The organism is Melioribacteraceae bacterium 4301-Me (assembly GCA_041538185.1).
Lineage (GTDB): Bacteria > Bacteroidota > Ignavibacteria > Ignavibacteriales > Melioribacteraceae > Pyranulibacter > Pyranulibacter aquaticus.
This window is the reverse complement of record JBGORM010000009.1, coordinates 36443-63320: the sequence shown is the minus strand read 5'-3', so window position 1 is coordinate 63320 and position 26878 is coordinate 36443. Positions and strand designations below refer to the sequence as shown.

The following is a 26878-nucleotide window of genomic DNA, read 5'->3' as shown; positions in this document are numbered from 1 at the left end:
ATAAATTTGAAAACTTCAAGATTTTGGACTATTCTACTTGTCTTGTAAATCAATCCCTATCTCGTCCCTACGGGACTTTTAACTTCAGTATGATATTTATTTGTTCTATAACTATATAATCCCTAAAGGGATTACATTGGTTTATGCATAATCAAAGCTTTATTGTCCCGTCAGGACAAAATATTTTTAGGATAAAGAACAAAGAAATAGATTAAGTCCCTTTAGGAACGAAATAAAAAATATATTGGACAGATATGACTTAATCATAAATTTTACATCAATTTTTTCCTATAAAATCCATTGGAGTTGATTCTTTTGCACAATCAAAAATCCGCTTTCTATCCGTAAGCAATGGAAAAATTTTTTACTGCCTCCCTTTCATATTAAACGCTTTTTTTATTTATTTTAAATAAATGAATTTGCAATAAAGAACTACAAACTAAAAAGGGTGAGTGATGAGAGTAAAAATAATTTTACTTTTTCTCTTTGTAGTAAGCCAATTAACTTATCCACAAGAGAGAAAAATTAATTTTGTTGAGTACAACCTTAACAATGGACTGCATGTAATCTTACACCAGGATAATTCAACGCCGATAGTAGCAATTACAGTAACTTATCATGTGGGCTCTAAGAATGAGCAGCCTGACCGAACTGGCTTTGCACACTTTTTCGAACATTTAATGTTCGAGGGTTCTGAATATATTGGCAGGGGCGAGTTCGATAAAATTTCAGAGAATGCCGGTGGGCAAAACAATGCAAGTACGTCCTTCGATGAAACTTTTTATTATCAAATTTTGCCATCAAATCAATTAGAACTTGGATTGTGGATGGAATCAGAAAGAATGCTTCATTTGAAAATTGATTCAATTGGAGTTGAAACCCAAAGGAAAGTAGTAAAAGAAGAGCGAAAGCAGCGGTTGGACAATCAACCCTATGGCACATTGCAAGAACAAGTTTTTAAACATGCTTATAAAGTTCACCCATACAGATGGACTCCTATAGGATCTGCACAATATATCGACAAAGCTACTTTGGACGAGTTTATTGATTTTTATAAACATTATTATGTTCCACAAAATGCTGTTCTTTCTATTTCGGGAGACATAAACATAGAACAAGCTAAAAAAGAAATTGAAAAATATTTTGCGGATATACCGCGTGGTAAATACGAGATTAAACAACCACAAATAGTCGAACCGCCTCTAAACGGTGAGGTAAGAGATACAGTTTACGACAATATACAACTTCCACTTGTTCTGTTTGCATATAGAATTCCAGCTCAGGGAACACCAGACTATTATGCGCTTGATATGTTAAATACCATCCTCGCACAGGGACAAAGTTCGAGGTTATACAAGTCATTGGTAGACAAGCAGCAAAAAGCGGTATACGCTGGTTCATTAAACTTTGCTCTTGAAGACCCGGGTTTATTCATTACTTATGCCGTTGCAAATGTTGGAGTGAATGCTGAAGATCTCGAAAAAGCTATGCAGTTAGAATTAGATAAGGTAAAGGATTCTTTAATTTCTAAACGTGAATATCAAAAACTGCAGAACCAAACCGAAAATGATTTTGTTACTTCTAACAGTACTAACCTTGGTGTTGCAAGAAGTCTTGCTAACTATTATCTATTCTTCCATAATACAAACCTTATCAACACAGAAATAAATAAATACATGATGGTAACACGTGAGGATATTAAAAGAGTTGCCGATAAATATTTAAATAATGATAATCGTGTAGTTCTATATTATTTACCTAAAAAAGCCAATTCAACCAAATGAAATTAATTTAAAGAACAATGGAGAAGTTTAAAATGAAAAACAAATTTTTGGTAATCGTTCTTTTAATATGTGGAATAAACTTTGCACAAGTCGATAGAAGTGTTAGACCTAAGCCAGGTCCTGCACCCGAAATTAAACTTGGCAAATATGATAGTTTTACACTTAAAAATGGCTTAAAGGTTTTTGTAGTAGAAAACCACAAACTGCCACGCGTAGCTTTTAATTTAGTTGTCGACCGTTCACCAATTCTTGAAGGAGATAGTGCTGGCTATATTGAAGCTGCTGGGGAATTATTGAGAACAGGTACAAAAAATAGAACCAAGGATAAAATTGATGAAGAAATAGATTTTATTGGCGCAACACTAAACACTTCTTCAACCGGGATTTATGCTGCATCTTTAAAAAAACACGTCAATAAATTACTAGATATCATGTCAGATATCTTACTGCATCCTCTTTTTAGACAAGAAGAATTAGATAAGATAAAAAAACAAATGCTTTCAAGTTTAGCGTCCGCCAAAGATAATCCAGATGCAATATCAACTCGTGTAAGAGATGCACTCTTTTACGGAAAAAATCATCCTTACGGAGAATCAATGACTGAAGAATCAGTCAATAAAATAAATCTTCAAATGTGCAATAAATATTATGAAACTTATTTTAAGCCAAATATTTCTTATTTAGCAATTGTGGGTGACATAAACAAAGCAGAAGCACAAAAGTTGGTCGAAAAATATTTCGGCAAGTGGAAAAAAGGGAATGTTTCTGTTTCAACTTTTCCCACACCGAAACCACCTCTTGTTAATAAAGTGGAGTTGGTTGACAGAAGTAACTCTGTACAATCTGTAATTACAATTGGTTACCCAATCGAACTACCCAAGTCAAGCGAGGATGTTATACCAGCTTCTGTAATGAATACAATTCTTGGAGGGTCATTCCTTTCAAGAATAAATAATAATTTAAGAGAAAAACATGGCTATACTTATGGCGCTGGTTCATCAATAAATTCTGACCAATACGTCGGCAGTTTTTATGTACATACAAAGGTTAGAAATGCTGTAACTGATAGCGCAATAACTGAAATTTTTAACGAGTTGAGAAGAATACGTAACGAAAAAGTAAAAGAAGATGAATTACAAACAACTAAAAATTATATGACTGGAAGTTTTGCCCGTTCACTAGAAAATCCTCAGACTATTGCGAATTTTGCAATAAATATTGCTCGATATAAATTGCCTCAAGACTATTATAAAAATTACCTTAAAAACTTAAATGCAGTCACCGTTGATGATATTGCTTCTGTAGCTAAAAAATATATTAAACCAAACAACTGTAATATTATAGTAGTAGGAAACGGAGAAGAAATTGTTGACGGCTTGAAAAAATTTAGTCTTAGCGGAAAAGTAGATTACTACGATATATATGGAAATAAATACGACCCATCGTTAAATAAAATCCCCGAAGGAGTTACTGCCCAAAGTATTTTAAACAAATATATTGAAGCAATTGGAGGTAAAGATAATTTACTGAAAATTAAAGATAAAACGACAAAATTGAGCGGGTCAATTCAAGGCATGAACTTAACTTTAACTATGTATCAAAAACTGCCTAATAAACTTTACCAAGTACTTGATGCCGGCGTCTTTAAACAAGAAACAATTTTTAATGGCAAGAAAGGTAAAGTAGTTGGCATGGGTCAAACAATAGAAATGACCCCACAACAAATTGAAAAGATGAAAGCTGAATCTTCAATGCATTGGTATCTTGATATTGATAGCTTGGGTGTTAAAATGGAACTTTCCGGCATGGAAAATATCAATGGTAAAAATGCTTATAAGGTTACTTTTACTACTGCTGACGGCAGCAAAATTGTTAGATATTTTGATACAGATACAGGCTTTTTAATTAGGGAAGTTAATACTGTCGATACGCCTCAAGGCAGTTTTACCCAAACATTAGATTTCGGAGATTACAGAGAAGTGCAAGGCGTTAAGTACCCTTTTAAGCTCTCACAAAATTTAGGTCCTAATACAATCGATTTAACTGTCAGCTCAATTGAAGTAAATACAGGCTTAAAAGATGATTTGTTCGAAGTAAAATAATCGTGAACACTAAAATTGCTAATTACATTGTCTGATTATGCTAATATTACAAAAGCTGCAGTAATTTTCTGCAGCTTTTTTTATTTCCTTTTTAGAGAAATATATTTGAGTAAACAAATTTGGAGTGTTAGTTAAAATGAACCACCCTTCTGTTATTGTTTTCGACTTAGGCAACGTTTTAATTCCCTTTGATTATTCAATTATCATAAAAAAATTTAACGAAATCGATAATGGCTTAGGAGACAGATTCCTAAAACTTTACAAAGAAAATTATCATGTTCACAGAGATTACGAAAAATCAGCAATCACTACTGAGGAATTTTTAACTATAATGATGGAATGGACGGAACACAAAATTGAAAAGGAAGATTTCTGTAAATATTTTTCCAATATTTTTATTGAAAATAAAGAACTAACAGCTATTCTGCCCAGTCTAAAAAAGTACTACAAACTAATACTCCTTTCAAACACAAATTACATTCATAGAAAATACGGCTGGGGCAATTATTCTTTTTTAAACTACTTTGATAAATTAATACTTTCCTACGAAGTGAAAGCAATTAAACCGGAAGAAAAAATTTACCGCACTGTAGAATCTTACACGCAACTGCCTTCTTCCGAACATTTATTTATTGATGACGTGCTCGATTATGTTGAAGGTGCAAAAAAATGCGGCTGGGATGGAATTCAATTTCAGAATAATAGGCAATTAATTACTGAACTTAATAAAAGAAATATAATTCTTAACGGAATCAACTAATCCACTTTTTCCAAATTTCGGGTTGATAACCAATTGTAACTTCTCTTCCATATCGAACAATTGGTGTCTTAAGTAATAAAGAATCATTGAGTAATTCTTCTTCTAAACTAAAAACCATGAATTGCAAATTGCGTTTTTTATATTGCTTACCTTCGCGGTCAATTAATTCTTCTATGGGAATTTTACTTTTGATATTATCAAGTTCGCCTTTTGTTAATCCCTTCTCGTTCAAATCTCTGAAGTGATATGGAATTCTTCTTTCCTTGAAAAATCTTTCCGCTTTACGAGTATCGCTGCAACTTTTTGTCCCAAGTATTTGAATGTTTATTGTATCCAACTTCTCACGTTAAAAAATAATATTCTAACTGTAATTTAAATAAATCTAACCGAAAAAATTCATGAGGATTAACTCAACATACCAAGCGTGCGTGTTGCAAAATTCTGTAGTCGTGCTTTTAGTGTAAAAAGAAATTTATATATAGAATGAGAAATAACTATCATTCTGTGAGTTTTTGACTTTTTGATCAAAACAACTAAAATAGTCCTACTAAAACTCATTACTGTCATGCGATCCAGCCAACAGCGGAGGGAAGAAGTCTTTAACACAAAAAGGCAAGACGATTAAATTTTTTAACCTGATAGCACAAACCGGTGAACTATTTGGACTAAAAATTATTTGAAGAAGCAAATTAAGAATAAGGTAATAAAGTTAATCTTCTTTTTGTTAGGAAATGTTATTAAGGTTATTTAAAAAATAAAATGAGAATTCACCACCCACAAATAGGAATCCACCAGTTCGTGGGCGGTGGATTCCCACACTTAGTGGTAAGATTTTGTTTATGGTATAATTGAGTCAAAAGCCCGTTAACCTCTGTCCGAAAGTATTACTACTCTATTGAAATCTTATTAGCTTATGAATCAAATAAAATCATTTCAGTTATAGGGTTCAATGGTTCCTCGCCAATTATGTACTACTCCGTGAACTCTCCGTATAACTCAGTGCTGTCCAAAATAATTTTGAAATCAAATCCCGAAGGGATGAATTACCAAATAAATTTAGAAAACTTCATGATTTTGGACTATTCTACTTGTCTTGTAAATCAAACCCCTATCTCGTCCCTACGGGACTTTTAACTTCAGTTTGATATTTATTTATTCTATAACTATATAATCCCTAAAGGGATTACATTGGTTTATGCATAATCAAAGCTTTATTGTCCCCTCAGGACAAAATATTTATAGGATAAAGAACAAAGAAATAGATTAAGTCCATTTAGAGACGAAATAAAAAATATATTGGACAGATATGGTATAACTAATGAAGACAAAGTCAAAGTTTTGATTCAATCTTGTTTTTACCGTTATTGAGAACGAGCGAAGTGAGTGAAACAACTTTCAACAAAAAAGAAGATGATGATTTTTTTTACAATAACAGTGAAAAGAGTTGGTGAGAGATCGTTTAATACTGACAAAATACATCGGGGTTAGCAATGATGGTTAAAATAATTTTCCTTATATTAATTGCATAAATCAATTAGCAAAAAGTTTGCAGTTTTTACCACGAAGTGTGGGAATCCACCACTTCGTGGGTGAATACTCATGATAAATAAAGACAAAGCATTTTTGTAACCCAAAACTACAATTTTTATGGAGTACAACATGCACGACAGGCGGGTATGTCCGCCAATATACTAATGGGAAATTTGGCTGAAAATAAAATTTTAGGCTACACGTTGTTCATCTTATGCAACAGAAAAGCAAAAAAATAATTGTTGGCTGCTGCGGCTTTCCAGTATCCCATAAAAAATATTTTAATGCATTCAACTGCATAGAAATCAATATTACCTTTTATCAGCTTCCGGGATTAGACATTGCAACTAGATGGAAACAAGAGGCAAAATCAATTAACAAAGATTTTAAATTTATTATTAAAGCCTGGCAATTAATAACTCATCCTCCATCAAGCTTTACTTACAGAAGACTCAAAGAAAAAATTCCGGATAATAGAAAAAAATATTATGGATATTTTCAACCAACAGATGAAGTATTTAATGCATGGGAAAGAACAAAAGAATTTGCTAATGAACTCGGCTGCGACAAAATTTTATTCCAAACACCGTCAAGCTTTAAACCAAATGGAACAAATATGAAAAACATAACGACTTTTTTTGATTCGATAGGAAACAAAAATAAATTTACTTTTATTTGGGAAGTGAGAGGTAATTGGAACAACAATGAAATTAAAGAAATATGTAAAGAGTTAAATCTAATTCATTGCATTGACCCTTTATCACCACAATTAAATAAACCTGTACACGGTAAATTTAATTACTATCGGATTCATGGCAGTTACGAAGGAAAACGAATTAATTATAATCATAAGCTTAATATTTATGAACTAAATAAAATTTATAATGCTTGTGATAAAGAAATAAATTACGTGATGTTCAATAATTCATTTATGTTTGATGATGCTTCTGCTTTCTTAAGTGATATTGTGGGAAGAAGTAATTTTGTTCCTTGCTGAAAAATATTGTAATTGCATTTTGTAAAGCTTTAATATTTCCTGAGATATGAAGTATCTTAAATTTTTCCCCACCGTTGTTACACTTATATTCGAATATTGGCATAAATTCCTCAATATTTATTCAGCTATAGTTGTTTCTAAGCTTCCTATGTTTTCAATCTGCGCAAAGATTTTATCACCAACAACTACTCTTCCTACTCCTTCTGGAGTCCCGGTAAAAATTAAGTCTCCTTTTTCCAAAGTCATTTTTTCTGAAACATATTTCACAATCTTAGAAGGCGGGAATAACATATTTTTTAATGATGAATTCTGCCGTATAGTGCCATTCACAGAAAGTGAAATATTTTCGTTGCCTTTAAGTTTATAATCTTTTTTCAAAATAAAATCAGAAAGAACTGCAGATGTATCGAAGCTTTTTGAAAGTGTCCATGGGTCACCTTTTTTCATAAATTCAAATTGAAGGTCGCGTAAAGTCATATCCAGACCAACTGCATAACCATAAATTGCATTCTCAGCCTCATCATCATTAGCATTTTTAATTGTTTCTCCTATGTAAAGAACAAGTTCGACTTCATGATGTAAATTATTGGAATATTTTGGATGAATAACTGATTGACCAGAATAAATTACATTTGATGCAGCCTTTAGAAATATGACAGGAAATTCTGGAACTTCATTCCCTAATTCTTTTGCATGAGCTGCATAATTTCGTCCAACACAGACTAATTTGCCAATAGGAACTTGTTCGTTGCTGTTTTTGAATTTTAAAAATTTCATGGAGCCTCATTTAGTAAATTAAAGTTGATCAGAAAATTATGAAAATCTATGCTTAATTAAATAATTGTAAAAAGTAATTTTTTTAAAAAAATGAGTGCAACGTAAAGAATTATTTTTTATAAACTCATGACTAATAAAAGTAATTTTCAAACGTCTCTAAAATATTATTTTTTGCTATTTGTAATTAAAGGAATTGTAAAAATAAATTTGCTGCCTTCACCCAGTTTACTTTCCACCCAGATTTTCCCGTTGTGTTTTTCAATAAATTCTTTGCATAAGATTAATCCTAAGCCTGTTCCTTTTTCACCATGTGTTCCATAAGTTGAAACATAATGATCAACTTTAAAGAGATTTTTGTAAAATGCCTCATCCATCCCTATTCCAGTATCGTTAACTATAACCTTTAAACTGCCATCTTCTTTATATGCCTTAATTGTAATTTGTCCTTTTTCTGTAAATTTTATTCCATTTGAAATAAGATTTCTCATAACTGTATGTAACATTTGCTCATCAGCATAAACTTCCAAATTTTCTGGGCAGTCAATTACTAACTCTAAATTTTTATTTTTGGCAGCGTGTTCAAAAAGTGAGGCTGTCTCTTTAAATAAATGTGATAAGTTAATTTTAGAAGGATTGAATTTTATCTTGCCAGTTTGAGATTGTGACCAAACAAGCAGGTTATCAAGCAGTTGATAGCTTTTATCTGCAGTTGAGGCAATATTATTTAATAAACTAAATCTTTCTTCATCTGTTAGTTCGTGGTAGTTATTCTTTAATATGTCAACACTGCCTAAGATAGTGTTAAAAGGTGCTTTAAGGTCATGTGCAATTATTTTAAAGAATTTATCTTTAACAGCATTCAACTCTTTATACTTATCACTTGCTATCCTTTTAGCTCTGTATCTGCTGTAAATAAACCCAGCAATAACTATAATAAGGAAAGCGATAACTAATAAATAATTTCTCTGCTTTTTATTAAGCTCATTATCTATATGAAGAATAGCATTTTCCTTTTCTATTTTTTCTGCTTTATATGCCGCTTCCATTGAGCTTATTAGGGCTAAATTTTCTTTGCTAGCTATGGAGTCTTTTAATGTAATATATTTTTTGTTATAGAATAATGCTTTTTTATAATTTCCTCTTAGCTCGTAATAGTCTGACCAAAATTTGTAACATTCTAATTCAAGGTAAGCGGTTTTTAAATTTGATGCGATAGCCTGAGCTTTTTTAAGATTATCCTCAGCTTCTTTAATCTTATCCAATTTAGCATAAATTAAAGCTAAGTTATTGTGATTTGTAACCTCACCTTCGGAGTAACTAATTTTGTAGGAAAGATCAAGAGCACGTTTTCTATATTCCAAAGCTTTTTGTAAATTGTTTTGGTCGAAATAAATCCTACCAATACCACCCCAAACTGCAGCTAATCCTTTTTTATCATCGAGCGCTCTATATTCTTTTTCTGCTTCTAAGTAATATTTTAAAGCAACTGTTATTTCGTGCATTTTGTAGTAGACTTCTGCAATTAGATTTAGAGTTAATGCTCTACCAGCTCTATCGTTAATTTCATTACGTATTCTAAGAGTATAGTTTAAATATTCTAACGCTTTGAGATAATTTTCTTGATTAGTGTAAATAAGTCCAATATTTATTGTACAAAAGGAAATACCGGATTTGAGATTTAGTCTTTCAAAAATTTTCAACGCTTTAAGTATGTATTCCAAAGCCAGCACATTATTGCCTTCTAACCTATAAATTCCGCCTAAGTTATTATAAGAATAGGCTATTTGTACAGAGTCTTTTGCTTCTTCAGCATTTTTTAGTGCTGAATTGTACATACTTAGTGACTTATCATAATTACCCAAGTTACGATAGACCACACCCATTAAGTTTAGTGCTTTTGCTTTCAATTTTTTATTGTCAATTTTATCAGAAATTTTTATTGCTTTTTCAGCGCTTTTAAGTGCTTCATAAGGATTTTTACTTCTATTTTGCCAGCAGAAATCTGTTAACAATCTAATTTGAGTTGTATCGGGCAGTTTTGAGATTGCTTTTGATAAAGAATCTAAATTAGATTGAGAAATAATTGTAGCTGGTAATATAAAAAGCAACAAAAGAATAATCATTATATCAAAGTTATTGTTAATTTTTCGTGGTGAATTTAACATAATCTTAAATAATAATACACCTTCGTTAGAGAAAATATTTTTTCCCAAATTCTGATTTCTACATTCAATTAAAGTGTTTTGAGCCAAAAACCAAGTCCCACACCAATGAAAGTAGCGATTGCGTATCCGAGGGTTCCGCAGAGAATGGCTGGTAAAACTAAAGCGTTCCATTTTCTTCCCACAGCCATAGCTGCTGCCGTTGTTGGTCCCCCCATATTAGCGTTAGAAGCAATAAGAATTTCTGCTAAATCAAGATTCAATAACTTGCCGGAGATAAGGATAAAGATCAGATGAATTAACAATATCAGCCCTGCAAAAACGAAAAGTATGGGTCCATAAGAAAGAACTACGCCGATATTTGCACTTGCCCCAATAGCAGCAAAGAAAATTTGCATTAAGAAAGTTCCAATTTGGTCAGCACCCTTTATTTTGCTGACAGATTTATGAAACAGAGTTGCAATTAAAACCGTAATAGCGGTGATAATTAAAATAGCACTTCCTTCCACGAAGTGGTGGATTCCCATTAACTGTAGACCATCTTGTGCTAAAAAACCTAAAGCGCAAATCCCGGATGCAATTGAAAAAGTCTTCGCTATATTTATTAAATCAGTTGAATTATTTCCTGGTTCTACTAAGTTAAAATCTTCGGTAGGACCTTCAGCGTTTTCTAAGTGTTTAGTTTTATACTTTTTTTGAAAAAATTTAAAAGAAGGAATAGCGAACAGAATCAAGAAATACAAAGCCATTACCAAATTATCGGCAGCAACTCCAGCTGTTAGAATCTCAGGTGAGTTTAATTGGACTGCTTGAGAAGCTGCCACATAGTTCATAGAACCACCTATATAAGTTGCTGAAAAAATTGCAGCAAGCTGCCAGTTATGCACTCCTAAGTTTAATAAAGAAAAAGCAATTATAGTCCCGACTATTGTTCCAATTGCACCTAAGAAAAATGCAATTAAGGTCGGACCGGATTCTTTCACAATTCTTTTTATATTTGCTTTAAAAAGCAGCATAGGAATTGCTAAAGGGACGAGGTAAGACCAGACAATATCGTAAGTTGGTGAAACAGTAGGGATTATCGATAAGTTCGAAAGGATAAAAGAGCCAATAATTGATACAACTGCCCCAGAAAGTTTTGAGCCCCACTTAGTTTTTTCGGACCAAATTCCAAAAGTTGCTACAGCAATTAAAATTGCCCACAAAAGCCAGTGTTGCTCAGGTGATACTAATGTTTTTGTACCCATTTAGTTCCCTTTCAAGATTATATGTACTCTGCAATATTAAATATAAGCAAGAGGATATTAAGTGTTATTTTTTTAAAAGCAATGGTTGTTCACCATGCAGTTCAATAATCAGCTATAAAAATAATAAACAACCCTTACTTAAGTCTAAGCATAGATCAAATAAATATCCTTTTGAGGTTCCGAAAGGAATTCGCTTCCATTTTTTGTTACTACAACTTCTTCTTCTATGGTTGCAATGCCGTATCCTTCAATAGTTAGACGCGGTTCAAGAGTATAAACTTGTTTTTCTTCAATTGGTAAAAATGGAAGGTTGCCGTAGCGTTCCCAGCGCGGACCAAGCAATGCACCGCCGTCGTGTGCAAATCTGCCAATCTGATGACCAAGTCCATGTGGATATTCTTCGTAGCCGTGCTTCAGTATATTGTCACGAGCAATAAAATCGATTTCCCAGCCCAGCCTTCCTGGTCTTAATTCCTTTGCAGCCAATTGGATTGACTCTTTTATTACATCAAAACCTTTTTGAACTTCAAAAGGGGCTTTGTCTTCGCCTGGTCTCAATACATACCATGTTCTCTGTAAATCTGAGCAATAGCCATTTATATTAAGACCAAAATCCATGTTAATTACATGTCCTTGTTCCACCTTTCTGTTGGTAGGGCTTGCGTGTGCACCGGCAGTATTTGGTCCTGTAAACACTGCAGGGCATTGTTCTTTATCCCACGCAAGACCATAACCATTTTTGTCAACAATACTTAAAACAAAATCTGCAATTTCTTTTTCGGTTACTCCAGGTTTAATAAAGCTCGTTACCTCATTGAAAATTTTTAGAGTTTCTTTAATAGCTTCTTTCATAAGAGAAAGTTCTTTAGGAGATTTTCTGCCCCTTAATGCTGCAATTATTTCTTCAGATGAAACAAGCCTTTCTGCAAAAGGCGAGTCTTTCAGATGATCAATTAATTCAAGATACATCCCATGGGTGAGTCCATCGGCTAAGATTGAATTTCTGGAGAAGTTAACAGCAATTTTATTAGGATTAATCTTGCTGATTACATCAATTAGTTTTTCTTTAATAGATTTAAGATAGGGGTGAATATTTTTATAAGTTCCCACAGATTTCATATTTTCGAATTCCAAAGAACCAATTATAGCGTGGGTATCTCCGTTTTTTGTAATAATGAAAGCTGATTGCCAGGTAGCATGAGTTCCAACTATCATATCCATCATAGGGTCTTTCATATTTCCAGTCTCTCGCACAAACGTCATCCACATATCAATATTTTTTTCGTTCAAAATTTCAACAGCTTGTTCAATTTTCTCTAAAATTAATTCTTTCATTTAACCTCCGAAATTTGCAATTAATAAAATATTTCAAGAAACTTACTTAATTGCATTTTCTTACGCAAGGAATGAATAAATTCTATCCACGAAGAGGTGGATTCCCATGAAGAAACAATACAGCAGCTTTATCTGTCTACATAATTTTTTATTATAAAAATTTATTGTGCGAGTTTTTGTAATATAAATGAGATTTTTCTTTCAAAGAATAAAAACACTCATACCCTTACTTCAAAAGCAATAAAAATAAATACAATATTTACTTTCCATTAAGTGATGAATTCTCTTCTCTTCGTTTCTAAAAAGTATTTTGGAAGGCTGTGGTAGCACAGGGAATTTGTTAGAAATGAATTTGCGGCTGATAAAAATTTTGAAAAGTATTGTTTTTTATTACTATCAAAATTTTTTAAGTAGGGACAGCAATTATTTCAATTTACCCAACAGATATGGCAGCAAATTATCAACAGCTATTCTAATTTGTTCCATTGAGTCTCTATCACGAACTGTAACAGTATTATCTTGCAATGTTTGTCCATCAACTGTTATGCAATAAGGTGTTCCAGCTTCATCCATTCTTCTGTAGCGTCTTCCCACTGCGCCCTTATCGTCATAAAATACCTTTAAATAAGGTCTCAATTCCGATTCAATTTTTTTTGCAACTTCAGGCATACCGTCTTTATTAACTAATGGGAAAACAGCAGTTTTAATTGGTGCAAGTTTAGGATGAAATCTTAAAACACTTCTTATTTCGCCACGGACTTCTTCTTCGTAATAGGCATCAATAAAAAACGCCATAAATGACCTACTTGCGCCGGCAGATGTTTCAATTATATATGGAATATATTTTTCCTTTGTTTCATCGTCGAAGTATAATTGTGATTTACCAGAATATTGTTGATGACGCGATAAATCATAATCTGTTCTATTATGAATTCCTTCAATTTCGCCCCAGCCGAAAGGAAATTGGTATTCAATATCAGTTGCTTCTTTAGCATAATGAGCTAATTTTTCTGGCGGGTGGTCGTGAAAACGCAATTTAGAGGGGGTCATTCCCAAGGATTTAAACCAATTTATTCTTCTTTCTTTCCATTCGTCATAATACTTTTTATCCGTGCCAGGTTTTACAAAATATTGCATTTCCATCTGCTCAAACTCACGAGTACGAAAAAGAAAATTCTTGGTGTTAATTTCATTTCTAAATGCTTTTCCTATTTGTGCAATTCCAAATGGCAGTTTTTGTCTACTCGAATTAAGTACATTCAAAAAATTAACATAGATACCCTGCGCCGTCTCTGGTCTTAAATAAACAACATTCTCTTCATTTTCTACTGGACCAACAAACGTTTTAAACATAAGATTAAACTTACGCGGGTTAGTAAACGAACCTTTAGCACCGCATTGTGGACAATTAATTAGTTCAAGTAATTTAGGTGCAGTGGGGGGGTCTTCCAGAGCAGCAGTAAATTTATCTACAAGACTACCATTGCTCTCTAATAATTTGGGATTCAGCTCACTTAAAGCTTTTTCCTTGTTTTTATCACTTATTAATTCCGAAAGCGTATCAAGCCGAAAACGTGCTTTACAATTTCTGCAGTCAATCATAGGGTCAGTAAAGTTTTCTACGTGTCCAGATGCAATCCAAACTTTCTGATGCATAAGTATTGATGCATCTATACCTTCAATATCTTCTCTATATGTCATAAATTTCCACCACTCGGTCTTTATGTTGTTCAGTAACTCAACACCGAGTGGACCATAATCCCAGCAGCCATTTAAGCCGCCGTAAATTTCACTTGATTGAAAAACAAATCCTCTTCGTTTTGCAAGTGAAACTATTTTTTCTATTACTTCATTTTGATTATTCTTTGCGATTGTAAACCTCAAAAAATTTTTCTGGCAAATATAAGAAAAGGGCTCTGAAGATAGAAATAAAAGTTAAACCTGATTTCATATATTCTTATACGGGCGGGGTTAAAAGTAATTGGTAAATAAATAGTGAAAATTTAACTAAGGAAGGGTCTGCACTTATCATTATAATCAGCTGAGTATTATTGTGTAAGTACAAACCCTTCAATTACTTTTCGATTTTCACACTTGTGACATAAAAGGTAAAATCACAATTTTTTTGGAAAGATTTCCCTTTATATCGTTTTTTGTAATACATATTTGGTAAAACATTTTTTTAATTCATGCCTGCCATGTGTATTGCATTAAAAAGTAATTTAAACGTACCAAAAGTTTGATGCCTATTTTGAGGTTTAAACCCCAAAAGTACAACATGGCCTTTTTTTTGTTTAACATCTACTGCAGCGCCTCGTTGATAAAGATAGTCCTCCCCATTTAGAAATCCGGATTTTAAGATATTCTTTGTTGGGTATCTAACAACAATTGATCTATCGTATTGACCAAAAGGTACTGTAGTAGCAAAAGCAATATTGGAGTTTTGATAACCAATTATTTCATTTTCTAATCCATAGCCAAGCGGTTGAGTATTGTCTACTATCATTTTTAATAAAGAGCCCGGACAATAAAAGTTATCACTTTTTACATTTTTCAATATATTATTGACATGCACACCCAAGTCTTCAATAGCAAAATTACAAGCATTACCGATTGTAATTATATAACCGCCATCTTTTTCAACAAATGTTTTTAAGTTTTCTACACCTTCTTTTTCAATACCACCTTCATATTCAGGCGGCTTTGGCCTGTAGAAGCGCGCACGACCGCCGCTAAATTTTCCGGTTTTAATTATTTCTGGTTCCATATCAGGAATAATTATCACATCCACTATATCCTTCAATCTCTTGTTTTTAAAATCTTTGTTCTCCAGCCGCTTAAATTCGAAACCATAATTTTCTAAAAGAAGCCTTGTCCAACCTTCATCCATATTTGCTGAATATGAATTGTAAATGCCAAGTCTCACTTTTTTAAGTTCTTTAAGTTTGGAAACATCAACATTTTCCACAGAATAAATTTTTAAGTGAAGCTCTTTAGCAATAGTTTCAAGAAAGCTCTTACTTTTTTCACTTGCCGAAACTACAACACTGCCTTGCATGAATTCTTTTGAGTTAGTAGAAATTTTTTCTGTAGTCCAATAGACAGGTATATTTTCTTTTTGAAGTTTGTTTATTAGTGTAGAATTTACATTCAAGCCGGCTGGAGCAATAAAATATTTGCCAGAAGAATTTTCTACAAAACCAGATTGATAATTTGGGTTATCTAATGATTTTGTTTCCAATGAAAAAGGTTTTTCAATAGTAAAAAATTTCACTCCCATCATATATGGCAACGTCCATCCAGCAACATCGTAAGGTCTAATTGGTGTTTGAGTACGCGACGTTCTTAAGTCAGGATAATCCTGTTCTTCAAATAAATCTTTTACATACCTTCCATTAGGTTGAGCTAAATAAATTATATACGAATTAGCTGGATAAGTAATATTATCGATTTTAAATTCTTTATCAGAATAATTTACTTCAACTCCGCCCAATTGAAGTATTTCAATCATTTTCGAGGTTGTAACAGGGTCATGTTGGTCACGTGGTATTACAAACGCATAAGGGCTCTCAGTTTTCCCTTTTTCAACAGCGTCTTTACACATCGAGTAATAATCGTAAAGTAACCTGGTTTTATACTTAGCTGTACTTTGAAGCAAGCTGTAAGTAAGAGCGAGTTCATAATCAACAATATCTCTCAAGCGCCACCATCCACCGCGCCAAGGGTCAGGATAGTTTGTTCTAATATCATAAGTTGTTATCTCATTTGTAGCTTTCACTTCTGAAGGGTCAATGTAAATTGGACTCGCTACATTACAACTCGCCATTTCAGAAAGCAATGCAATTTGATTATGCCACATACCATTATGCGCTGCTCCTTCCCACCAGCCTTCATAATAAGCATTATCGATAACCCCCTTAAAGCCTTGTTCTTGTAAATCCAAGCATTGCAGTCCCCCCAAAACCTTCTGCCATCTCCAGTTTAATGGATGCACGTTAGGATTAACAGGATCTTTATAAGGCATAACAAATAGCCTTGCACCAGTACTCCCCATTTGATGTTCATCTAACCAAACTTGAGGTAAGAATTCCTTGAATGCGATCTTGGCTACATTTTTTGTTTCGGGGAGATTAAACATGAACCAGTCTCGATTGTTATCATGTCCAGCATAATAATGATAAAGCCATGGCATTGGACTACCATCATATTCAGTGTTAACATACTTATTGTACCAATCAACTACCATTGAAGTACCATCGGGATTTAATGAAGGTATAAGGAGAAAAATAATATTATTAAGTGACTCATTCACCTTTTGTGGCGCAGTACCGGTTATCAACTTGTAAGCTAATTCCATTGACATTTGCGCAGATGCAATTTCAGTTGAATGAATATTACATGTTACAAGCACAACTACCTTACCTTCTTGAGCAAGCTTGTGTGCAACATCATCACTGATTTTTCTTGGGTCTGAAAGTTCAGAAATTATTTGTTTATACTTATCGAGATTTTTAAGATTCTCGGATGAACTTAAAATCGCCATGAACATATTTCTATTAAGCGAGGTTTTTCCTATTTCACGATAAATAATTTTATCAGAATTCTCGGCAAGATGTTTAAAATATTGTTGAATTGTTTCATAGTCTGCTATTTTGTAATCGCTGCCTACCTTATAGCCAAGAAATTGTTCTGGTGATTTTAGAGTTTGAGAGATAACTGTTGCGGTTGAAATCAACAAAAGAAAGAACACCACTAATTTTTTCATAGCAGTTCCCTTTAATTGTTTTTGGCAGTTCGAATATCCGAATTTTTAAGTTTTAATGCAGATTTTTTTTGGGGCATTAGACTATTATGAAAGGAATAAATACTCAACTTTAGTTATTGCAGTAAAGATGCTTAAAAGTCCTTTAATTTATTCAAAAAAATTTGCTGCTGTATTTCTGAGAAAAATATAAGAGTTATGTTATACATGAGTTCTAATTTATGTTTTCTGTTTTTTCTTTTTAGCTGCTGGAAAAAGAATGTTGTTAAGAATTAATCTATAGCCTGGTGAATTTTTATATAGACTAAGATCTGTAGGCGGGTCTCCAACAGCATGCTGATAATCTTCCGGGTCATGACCACCATAAAAAGTAAAAGTTCCTCTGCCATAGTTTCCATGAATATACTTTACTTGGTCTGTACCGGCTCGTTCAGCCAAAATAATTACGGAGGGTTTAATGAGCTTTTTCCTAAACATTGTAGTTTGACCCATAAAGCCATGAATAACATTAACATGGTCTTGTGTAAGCATCGTCGGGACAGGGTCATACTTTGCGGAGAAATCAAACAAAGTAAAATAATCGTTTTGTTGACTTCCTATTTCGGATGGTTGTATATCAATATCACTGAACTCATAGACAAGTGGGTTCATTTCCAAAGTAAAATTTTGGAAGGCTAAAGTGTTTGAATAATTTAGTTTCTTTTGAGCATCTGGGTCGGGAGGGTCGCCGTCATACATTCTATCACAAATATCCACGTTCATTGCAGCAAGAGCAATATCGAAAGAGTCAGTTGCGGAACACATTGCAAACAAAAATCCACCTTGTCCAACGTAATCTTTTATAGCTTGAACAACTGCTTTTTCCATTTCAGAAACTTTTTTGAAGCCAAGTTTTTTAGCTTCATTTTCGTAAGTCATTTGCTGCTCTATATACCATTGAGCATTCCCAAATGAAGCATAAAATTTTCCATACTGTCCAGTAAAATCTTCATGATGCAAATGTAACCAATCATATTTTTTTAAACTGCCATTTAGGATTTCTTCCACCCAAATTTTATCGTACGGTACCTCTGCATATTCTAAAGCAAGAGTTACAGCATCGTCCCAAGGTTTAAATCCAGGTGGAACATAGACAGCAATTTTGGGAGCCTTTTCCAGTCTAACAACATCCATATTTTGGTCGTTACTTTGAACCAGTGCATATATTTTAGCTGCCTCAGTTGGCGAAATTTTTTCAAAAGCTACCCCTTTTAATCTACATTTCATTGCCAAATCTTCTGTGTAGTCAAGCATAAAGGAACCACCCCTATAATTAAGCAGCCAATCTGCAACTGAACCAGATTTTAGTGCATTATAAGTAATCCCGTATGCTTTTAAGTGGTCTGTTTGCTCAAGGTCCATGTATATCAATAACTTTGATTGAGCATATGTTGCAGTTACATATAAGACCAGTAAAAGAAATATTTTTTTCATAATAGAATACTTTTCACTGAAGGCAAAAATAGATTTGCATTTTTCTTTCTGCAATGGATAAGTAAAAGACCTAAAGAATACTTAGGCGGTCTTACGGTCTGATTCAATGAACAAAGGTTTTTCGCCTTTCACTACAGTATCGCGGGTAATTAAGCATTTATCCACATTATCCAAAGTTGGCAATTCATACATTACATCCAACAATATACCCTCAACAATAGAACGCAATGCCCGTGCACCTGTTTTTCTTTTAAGAGTTATTTTAACAATTTCATCTAAAGCTTTCTGATCGAATTCCAGTTCAACACCTTCCATCATGAAAAGTTTTTTGTATTGTTTAATAATAGCATTTTTTGGTTCAGTTAAAATGTTCTTTAGTGCTTTTTCGTTTAACGAATTTAATGGTGCAATAATTGGAAGTCTTCCCACTAACTCTGGTATAAGTCCATACTTAATTAAATCTTCCGGTAAAACCTTTTGCACAAGATTATCTCTATCTTCTTTTATTGTATTATTTATTTCGGTATCAAAGCCAATTGTATTTTTGTTTATACGAGAAGCAATTATAGATTCAATTCCATCAAAAGCGCCGCCACAAATAAAAAGAATATTTTTTGTGTTAACGTTTATTAGACTTTGTTCAGGGTGTTTTCTGCCCCCGCGGGGAGGAACACCTGCAACTGTACCTTCCAATATTTTTAATAGTGCTTGTTGAACGCCTTCGCCCGACACATCTCTTGTAATTGACGTACTTTCACTTTTTCTAGAAATTTTATCTATTTCATCGATGTAAACAATTCCTTTTTGCGCCTTGTCCAAATTGTAATCAGCAGCTTGAAGCAAACGCACCAATACTGTTTCAACATCATCACCTACGTAACCGGCTTCGGTAAGTGTTGTAGCGTCTGCAATTGCAAAGGGGACGTCTAAAATTTTTGCAAGCGTTTGAGCCAATAAGGTTTTTCCTACACCAGTAGGACCAATCAACAAAATATTGCTCTTTTCAATTTCAACATCATCCAAATCAAACATTGAAGAGGAACTGGAAATTCTTTTATAGTGATTATAAACAGCAACCGCTAATATTTTTTTTGCTTTATCTTGGTCAATTACATATTCATCTAAAGCTTTTTTAATCATCTCAGGAGTTAACGAGGCATGAAACTTTTCCTTTCTACTAAAAGACGATAAATTATTTTTCAAAATATCGACGCTAGTTTTAATACAGATATCACAGATATAAACATCAGGACCGGCGACCATACTTGTTACCTCTGAACCGTCTCTTCCGCAAAAGGAACATTTAACCGTTTTACCGCTATTATCCTCTGTCATTTTAACCGCCTTTAGTTGTTAAAGCATTTATTTGTTCACGAACTTCTTCAAGATATAATGAGTTAGGGAAACTTTCAAGTAGCCTTGTATAATTTTCTAATGCTTTAATTCGGTCATTTATAGCAAATTGGTAAATTTTACCTAATAAAAACATTGATTTGTCTGAATATATACTTGCTGGTTTTTGACTAACTGTCCCCTCAAGAATTTTTATTGCAATTGGGTAATTGTTTTCTGCAATTAAAAGTTCAGCATATTTAACCGTTATTAAGTCCTTAAGTATAAACGAGCTTAGCTTAGGCAAGAAATCTTTGATTTTTTCTATCGCATCAGAAATTTTGTTTCGTTCAGTAAGTAAATCAATAGCCGCATAATTTGATAGGGCTGTTGAATCATTTTTTGAGATGGATATTAGAAACGACAATGCAATTGCATCGTTGGCAAAAGAATAAGCTAAATTTGATTGTACCTGGTTTAACTTAGAAAGTGCTTCTTTAAATTTATTAGACCAAAATAAAATCTTAGCATTGTAATATGCAGCTTCATTCTTAAGATTTATTGAAGCTCTCGGATTTTTCTCAACTTTTTCAAAAAAATCTGCCGCAGATTTTAACTCACCTTGATAAATTTTAACCTTCCCTAATTCAATATTTGCTTTAACGCCAAATTCACTTGATGGAGAAAGTTTTGAATCTATTGTTAAAAGACTGTCAGCCTTGTAAAAATCTAAAAGTTTATCTTTATATATCATTGCCATTCGAAATACTGCTTCATCTTTAATGGCCGAATTGTTATTAATATTGATTAAGCTTTTATATGCGTCAATAACTTTTAAGTAATCTTCTTTTCCCACAACTTTTAATTTTTTATATGGCTTCCAATTTTCTGTACTATCTGAATATTTTTGGTCTGTTAAAGCCTCCAATGTTTTTGTATAACCTAAATGAGCAATAGGCAATAAAGATGAGTTCTTATATTTATCAATAATTAATTTATATGCTTTAGTAGCCTGTTCATACTTGTTATTCCTCATTGCTTCTTGAGCGAACCCCAAAAGTCGAACACCTTGAGAATTTATTAACTCATCATATTTTATTATTGAATTAAGAGCAGCCTCGTAATTATCAGCTTGCATATAAAGAAAAGCAAGCAGGTCATAAAGAACCGGCGACCTACTGCTTTTTAGGAAGTTGTTAACTATATCTAAAGATTGTGGTAGAGAACCTGGCCGACTAATATAATTTTGAATTCTTGCTTTTACCACATCAATTTGATTTGGTTTTTGAACCAAAAGTTCACAATATTCTTTCATTGCAGAAGCAAAATCCATTTGTGAAGAATAAATATTAGCTAAGTCATAAGAAAAAATTAACGGGTCGGCAGATTTTCTTTTTGCTTCTTTCAAATATTTAACAGCAGTCTCAAAATCTCTGTTTTGCAAAGCATAATTTGCCATCAAACGATATGCAGTAATTGACTCTGAATTAGATTTTATACCATTATCCCAAGCTTCATGTGCTTTGTCTTTGTCATCCATAATAAAATAAGTAGAACCAAGTAACCCGTAGAGTGTAATGTCAGTCGGCCTTGCTTTAATACCATCTAAAAGCAATTGTACAGATAAATCATACTTCTTCTGCTTCAAATAAACCCGATTTAAGTCTTCTAAATAAATTGGATTGTTCGGCTGTGCATTATAAAGTTCAAGAAAGAGTGAAGCCGCTTTTTCTAATTGACCATCCTGTTCAAAACTTTGTGCAAGTTGATATTTGTTATTTAGCGACTGTTGTAATTGGGCAGCAATTTGACTTGCGACAAAAAATATTAACAGAACTAATATGTGCCTTTTCATATAAAACAAAAATAATCTTTCAGAAATTCACTTTATTATCAGTATAAATCTAAAAATTAACCCTCAACAAACAGGTAAAGAAAGAATAAAATAAATCAATCATTAAAAGTTTTACCATGCTTTTTCATAATATTTTTCCAGGTTTCCAAATCAAGTTTTTCTGATTGTTCGATGAGTAAGATGGGTATACCATTTTCAATTCTATACCTTCTTCTGGTGTTTATATCGGTAGAGACAAGATAGTCGCCATCAACAATCAGGTCAGCACCCGATTCCACACAACATATAGCTTCGAGTAATTCTTTACTTATCATCTTTAGTGCTCATTTGTTAATTATTTGAGTGCAAATTAAATCAAATGCAAGTAGATATACAATGAATTCTTAATTCTCTTAGCAAAAATTGAAAGGGGTAAACCTATTAAGTAAATTTAAAGTGCAACTTTTTTTATTTGGCTAAAAAATTAGTTTATTAATTAGGAGGCAGAAAAATGGAAGAAACAAGAAGCGGAATTCCTTTATTAGGCGAGAAATTCCCAAGCATGGAAGTTCAAACCACACATGGTATGATGAAACTGCCGGACGATATGAAAGGCAAGTGGTTTGTTTTATTCAGCCACCCAGCTGACTTTACTCCAGTTTGTACAACTGAATTTATAGCTTTTGCAAAAAGAAGCGACCAATTTAAGAAACTGAATGCTGAACTAATTGGATTATCAATTGACCAGATTTTCTCTCACATTAAATGGATTGAATGGATTAATGAGAAAGTTGGTGTTAAAATACCTTTTCCAGTAATTGCTGATGATATGGGCAAAGTCGGCAGTAAACTTGGAATGATCCATCCCAGTAAAGGCACAAATACCGTAAGAGCGGTCTTTATTGTTGACCCTGAGGGAATTATAAGACTAATGATTTACTATCCACAAGAAGTTGGCAGACAAATCGATGAGATTTTAAGGGCATTAAAGGCATTACAAATTTCAGACAAAAACAAGGTTGCTATGCCCGAAAATTGGCCTAATAACGAATTAATTGGTGATAAAGTTATTATACCTCCGCCTAAAGATGTTACAGGTGCTGAAGAAAGATTAAAGGTGAAAGACGGATACGATTGGTGGTTCACTTATAAAAGTCTTGATAAATAATTCTCCTTTTTAGCATTAAAAAGCGAAGCGGGCTGAACTAAATAAAATTTCTGTTTACTATCATTGATTTTCTTAGCTAAAAAACCCTCCTCAAAAAATTTTTACTTTAAGCTCTGCTTCGCTTTTTTCTTAATCAAAAAAGTCAAAGCATCCATTTTACTTGAATTTTTTTTGATTTTTTAGCTTGCATTATCCCATCAATAAAATTATTTTCAAATCAGAATTTATGGCTGATTATCTCATTAAAACTTTCTTAGAAAATAATTATAAGCATTAATATAAATTATAGCCTTTTCTTTTAGCTAAGAGAATAGGCGAAGTTGTAATAAGAAGAAAAATAAACATCCAAGGATATTAATTATGGATGCTTCTTCAAATGAGATAAACCTCAGCCAGATTTTAAATTATTTAAAAAATTTAGAATCAAGAATTTCTCGCTTAGAAAACCTTCTTAATCTTGAAAACTATTCGATTCAGTCAGATATAAAAATTCCACAATTTCTACAAATTAAATCTTCTGATAAAACTGATAAGCTTGAATTGCAAATTGGACAATTTTGGTTTGCAAAGAGCGGCATTGTTATTTTAGCATTAGGAATAATTTTTCTTCTAACCTTCCCTTATAACAATCTCCCCCCATTATTCCCAATAGCTATTGGTTATGTTATGGTATCTATATTAATACTGCTTTCTTACTATTGGAGAAAAAATTATGCTTTTGTATCAAAATATTTATTTGGCGGCGGCCTTCTTTTACTTTACTTCACAACACTGCGATTGCATTTTTTTGGGACTGTTCCTTTAATTGAAAATCTTACTACAGAAATAATCTTATTAATTTTCACAAATATTATTTATTTAATTGCATCATACAAAAGAAAGTCATCCTATCTCAGCAGTTTGGGAATTACCCTTTTGTTAACAACAGCATTAATTAGCAATGAAATTTATTTCATTACTTCAGCACTTTTGTTTTCCTCTATTTTAACAGTTTTGTTTAAGAATAAATTTAATTGGGAAGGGTTTTACACTTACAGCATTTTTCTAATTTATTTTACATTCTTTTTGATGTTCATAAATAATCCCTTATTAGGGAACGAAATTCATACCTTAAAATTACCTTACATTACTGTTATATCTCTTTTAATATATGCCTTTATTATTTCAGTAGGAAATCTTTTTAGAGATAAAACTAAACAAGAAGATTATAAGATTATAATCAGCACAATGATTAATTGTGCTGGTTCTTATGGTTTGTTTTTAATAATTACTGTTTCCAAGTTCAAAGAGTTACTGCCGTTATCACATTTTATAGCATCAATTGTATTCCTATTGATATCGATTTTGTTTTGGGTTAAAGAAAAAAGCAAATACTCTACTTTCTTTTATTCGTTATTAGGATATTTTGCTTTAAGCGTTGCAATAATTTCTAAGTTCACCTTGCCTAACTTTTTTATATGGCTTTGCTGGCAAAGTTTACTTGTGGTTTCCACTGCAATTTGGTTCCGTTCAAAGTTTATAGTTGTTGCAAATTTCATAATCTATTTATTGTTGTTTATTGCTTATTTAATTCTTGCTGGCAGAATAGGATGGGTAAGTTTAAGCTTTGGGTTCGTAGCGCTTCTAAGTGCGAGAATCTTAAACTGGCAAAAAGACCGATTAGAGTTAAAAACAGAAAAGATGAGAATTGCATACTTAGTAACGGCATTTTTCATGTTTCCCTATGCATTATATCATATTATTCCACAACAATATGTTAGTCTTTCTTGGATTGGTGTTGCACTATTTTATTATTTGATGAGCAAACTGCTGAACAACAAAAAATACAGATGGATGGCACTTCTTACTTTGGTTCTTACAATTATATATGTTCTGATTATCGGAATTACGATGTTAGAACCTAGCTATAGAATAATATCCTTCTTGGCATTGGGAATAGTTCTTATTATTACTTCTATTCTTTATACAAAATTTAAGTTGAAGGAGGATACAGAAAAAGAAGATAATGAGAATAAAAATGTTACAACTGTAAACTAACACAAAGAATAATAAAATTAATCACAAATTTTCGAACTAAATAACAAATAAAAGAAAATGACACTCAATAGAAAAAAATTCTTGAATATTTTATTAAGTCTTAGTGGAATTGCTGGTTTGGGGGCAATATTTTATCCAATCTTTTCATATTTAATTCCCCCTAAAATTTCAGAACCAAAAGTAAATTCAGTTAAAGTCGGCTCAGCATCGGATTTTCCAAATAACAGTTATAAGATTGTAAAATTTGGAAGGAAGCCGGTAATTCTCATAAAAACTGTTGAAGGAGACTTTAAGGCATTATCTGCAACATGCACTCATTTAGAGTGCATAGTACAATACAAAAGTGATACCCACCAAATCTGGTGTGCGTGCCATAACGGTATTTATGATCTTAATGGCAGGAATGTTTCTGGACCGCCACCAAGACCATTAACTCCATACGATGTAAAAATAATTAACGACGAAATTGTAATTACATCTGCAGGTTAAATTATGATGAAAAAAATTACATCAAATTTAGTTTCTTGGTTGGATGAAAGGTTTGACCTAACACCAATACGAAATCTTCTACTCCACAAAAAAGTGCCCATTCATAAACATTCGCTTTGGTATTATTTAGGCGGCGTTACACTTTTTCTCTTTTTTATTCAACTAGTAACAGGAATTTTACTTTTACTTTACTATAAGCCGGGCGAAGACAGCGCATACGAAAGTGTCAGGTTTATTGTTACAGAAGTAAAATTCGGCTGGCTTATTCGAAATGTTCACAGCTGGTCTGCAAATTTGTTAATATTTTTCGCCTTTCTACACATGTTTAGCGTTTTCTTTACTCAATCTTATAAAAAACCAAGAGAGCTAACTTGGATAACTGGATTTGTTATTTTAGCACTTGCATTAGCTTTTGGATTTAGCGGATATTTATTGCCATGGAACGAACTTGCATTTTTTGCAACTAAGGTTGGAACAGACATAATTGGCATATTGCCTGTAGTAGGAGAAAAGCTAAGAGTAATATTAAGAGGCGGCGAAGATGTAACTGGCGCCACCTTATCAAGATTCTTTGGAATTCATGTGGCAATATTGCCTGCAATTTTCACTTTCTTTTTAGTGCTGCATTTATTATTTATTCAAAGACAAGGGATGCATGAACCTGAACATTTTAAAAATCTGCCCGAAGATAAAAAGAAATATATTCCTTTCTTTCCCGACTTTGCCCTAAGGGATGCGCTTTTATGGTTAATTGTTTTTAACGTAATAATTTTTCTGGCTCTTTATTTCCCTTGGGAGCTTGGCAATAAGGCAGACCCATTTGCTTCTGCACCCAGCGGTATAAAACCAGAATGGTATTTCCTTTTTATGTTCCAAACTCTGAAATTTCTCCCCGCTCACATTTTATTTATTGATGGTGAATTGTTAGGCGTGTTAGCTTTTGGTCTTGCTGGATTGCTTTGGATGCTAATCCCATTTATTAAATTAAAAGAAAAGCCTAACTGGAAAATTCAGCCAATTACTATTGTTGGCATCTTAGTGGTATCATTTATAGTTGTAATGACAATCTTAGGTTATTTATTATAGGGA

The 26878-nt window shown here is 32.7% G+C and carries 19 protein-coding genes; 8 read left to right on the top strand and 11 right to left on the bottom strand.

Features of this window, described 5'->3' with window-relative positions:
* Window positions 1-455: 455 nt before the first annotated feature.
* The 3 genes from ABRY23_13075 (at window position 456) to ABRY23_13065 (ending at window position 4646) form a co-directional block, all read left to right on the top strand.
* A complete protein-coding gene (locus ABRY23_13075) occupies window positions 456-1784 on the top strand; it encodes a M16 family metallopeptidase (GenBank protein MFA3783986.1) in 1329 nt (442 codons plus the stop codon).
* 32 nt (window positions 1785-1816) lie between these two features.
* Complete coding sequence (locus ABRY23_13070) at window positions 1817-3886, top strand: M16 family metallopeptidase (protein MFA3783985.1); 2070 nt, start codon at window positions 1817-1819, stop codon at window positions 3884-3886.
* A gap of 136 nt (window positions 3887-4022) precedes the next feature.
* A complete protein-coding gene (locus ABRY23_13065; protein MFA3783984.1) occupies window positions 4023-4646 on the top strand; it encodes an HAD family hydrolase in 624 nt (207 codons plus the stop codon).
* Here ABRY23_13065 and ABRY23_13060 read toward each other — a convergent pair.
* Complete coding sequence (locus tag ABRY23_13060; GenBank protein MFA3783983.1) at window positions 4639-4974, bottom strand: arsenate reductase family protein; 336 nt, start codon at window positions 4972-4974, stop codon at window positions 4639-4641. The genes ABRY23_13065 and ABRY23_13060 overlap by 8 nt on opposite strands.
* A gap of 1416 nt (window positions 4975-6390) precedes the next feature.
* Here ABRY23_13060 and ABRY23_13055 point away from each other — a divergent pair.
* Complete coding sequence (locus ABRY23_13055; protein MFA3783982.1) at window positions 6391-7173, top strand: DUF72 domain-containing protein; 783 nt, start codon at window positions 6391-6393, stop codon at window positions 7171-7173.
* A gap of 117 nt (window positions 7174-7290) precedes the next feature.
* Here ABRY23_13055 and ABRY23_13050 read toward each other — a convergent pair whose 3' ends face one another.
* The 10 genes from ABRY23_13050 to ABRY23_13005 all read right to left on the bottom strand — a co-directional run bounded on the left by ABRY23_13050 (window position 7291) and on the right by ABRY23_13005 (window position 22430).
* Complete coding sequence (locus ABRY23_13050; GenBank protein ID MFA3783981.1) at window positions 7291-7950, bottom strand: fumarylacetoacetate hydrolase family protein; 660 nt, start codon at window positions 7948-7950, stop codon at window positions 7291-7293.
* Window positions 7951-8114: 164 nt separating this feature from the next.
* Window positions 8115-10202, bottom strand: coding sequence for a tetratricopeptide repeat protein (locus tag ABRY23_13045; protein MFA3783980.1), 2088 nt, complete (start codon window positions 10200-10202; stop codon window positions 8115-8117).
* Window positions 10184-11359 carry a DUF819 domain-containing protein gene (locus ABRY23_13040; protein MFA3783979.1) on the bottom strand — a complete coding sequence of 392 codons (1176 nt, stop codon included), beginning with the start codon at window positions 11357-11359 and terminating at the stop codon, window positions 10184-10186. Before ABRY23_13040 ends, ABRY23_13045 begins: the two co-directional genes overlap by 19 nt.
* A 144-nt stretch (window positions 11360-11503) precedes the next feature.
* Window positions 11504-12694: a M24 family metallopeptidase gene (locus ABRY23_13035; protein ID MFA3783978.1), complete on the bottom strand. Its 1191-nt coding sequence runs from the start codon at window positions 12692-12694 to the stop codon at window positions 11504-11506.
* A 423-nt stretch (window positions 12695-13117) separates the two neighbouring features.
* Complete coding sequence (locus tag ABRY23_13030; GenBank protein ID MFA3783977.1) at window positions 13118-14578, bottom strand: glycine--tRNA ligase; 1461 nt, start codon at window positions 14576-14578, stop codon at window positions 13118-13120.
* A 298-nt stretch (window positions 14579-14876) separates the two neighbouring features.
* Window positions 14877-17459, bottom strand: a complete 2583-nt coding sequence (locus tag ABRY23_13025; protein ID MFA3783976.1) for a M14 family zinc carboxypeptidase — start codon at window positions 17457-17459, stop codon at window positions 14877-14879.
* A 216-nt stretch (window positions 17460-17675) separates the two neighbouring features.
* Window positions 17676-18929: an asparagine synthetase B gene (locus ABRY23_13020; protein MFA3783975.1), complete on the bottom strand. Its 1254-nt coding sequence runs from the start codon at window positions 18927-18929 to the stop codon at window positions 17676-17678.
* 81 nt (window positions 18930-19010) lie between these two features.
* The gene (gene clpX / locus ABRY23_13015; protein MFA3783974.1) at window positions 19011-20264 is read right to left on the bottom strand and encodes an ATP-dependent Clp protease ATP-binding subunit ClpX; all 1254 of its coding nucleotides are present in this window, start codon (window positions 20262-20264) and stop codon (window positions 19011-19013) included.
* Between the two features lies 1 nt (window position 20265).
* The gene (locus ABRY23_13010; protein ID MFA3783973.1) at window positions 20266-22116 is read right to left on the bottom strand and encodes a tetratricopeptide repeat protein; all 1851 of its coding nucleotides are present in this window, start codon (window positions 22114-22116) and stop codon (window positions 20266-20268) included.
* A gap of 95 nt (window positions 22117-22211) precedes the next feature.
* The gene (locus ABRY23_13005; GenBank protein MFA3783972.1) at window positions 22212-22430 is read right to left on the bottom strand and encodes a Trm112 family protein; all 219 of its coding nucleotides are present in this window, start codon (window positions 22428-22430) and stop codon (window positions 22212-22214) included.
* A 176-nt stretch (window positions 22431-22606) separates the two neighbouring features.
* Here ABRY23_13005 and ABRY23_13000 point away from each other — a divergent pair, with 176 nt between their 5' ends.
* The 4 genes from ABRY23_13000 (at window position 22607) to ABRY23_12985 (ending at window position 26875) form a co-directional block, all read left to right on the top strand.
* Window positions 22607-23263 carry a peroxiredoxin gene (locus ABRY23_13000; protein MFA3783971.1) on the top strand — a complete coding sequence of 219 codons (657 nt, stop codon included), beginning with the start codon at window positions 22607-22609 and terminating at the stop codon, window positions 23261-23263.
* A 360-nt stretch (window positions 23264-23623) separates the two neighbouring features.
* The gene (locus ABRY23_12995; protein MFA3783970.1) at window positions 23624-25300 is read left to right on the top strand and encodes a hypothetical protein; all 1677 of its coding nucleotides are present in this window, start codon (window positions 23624-23626) and stop codon (window positions 25298-25300) included.
* Window positions 25301-25357: 57 nt separating this feature from the next.
* Window positions 25358-25789, top strand: a complete 432-nt coding sequence (locus ABRY23_12990) for a ubiquinol-cytochrome c reductase iron-sulfur subunit (GenBank protein MFA3783969.1) — start codon at window positions 25358-25360, stop codon at window positions 25787-25789.
* Window positions 25790-25792: 3 nt separating this feature from the next.
* Complete coding sequence (locus tag ABRY23_12985) at window positions 25793-26875, top strand: cytochrome bc complex cytochrome b subunit (GenBank protein MFA3783968.1); 1083 nt, start codon at window positions 25793-25795, stop codon at window positions 26873-26875.
* The last annotated feature ends 3 nt before the right edge of the window (window positions 26876-26878 follow it).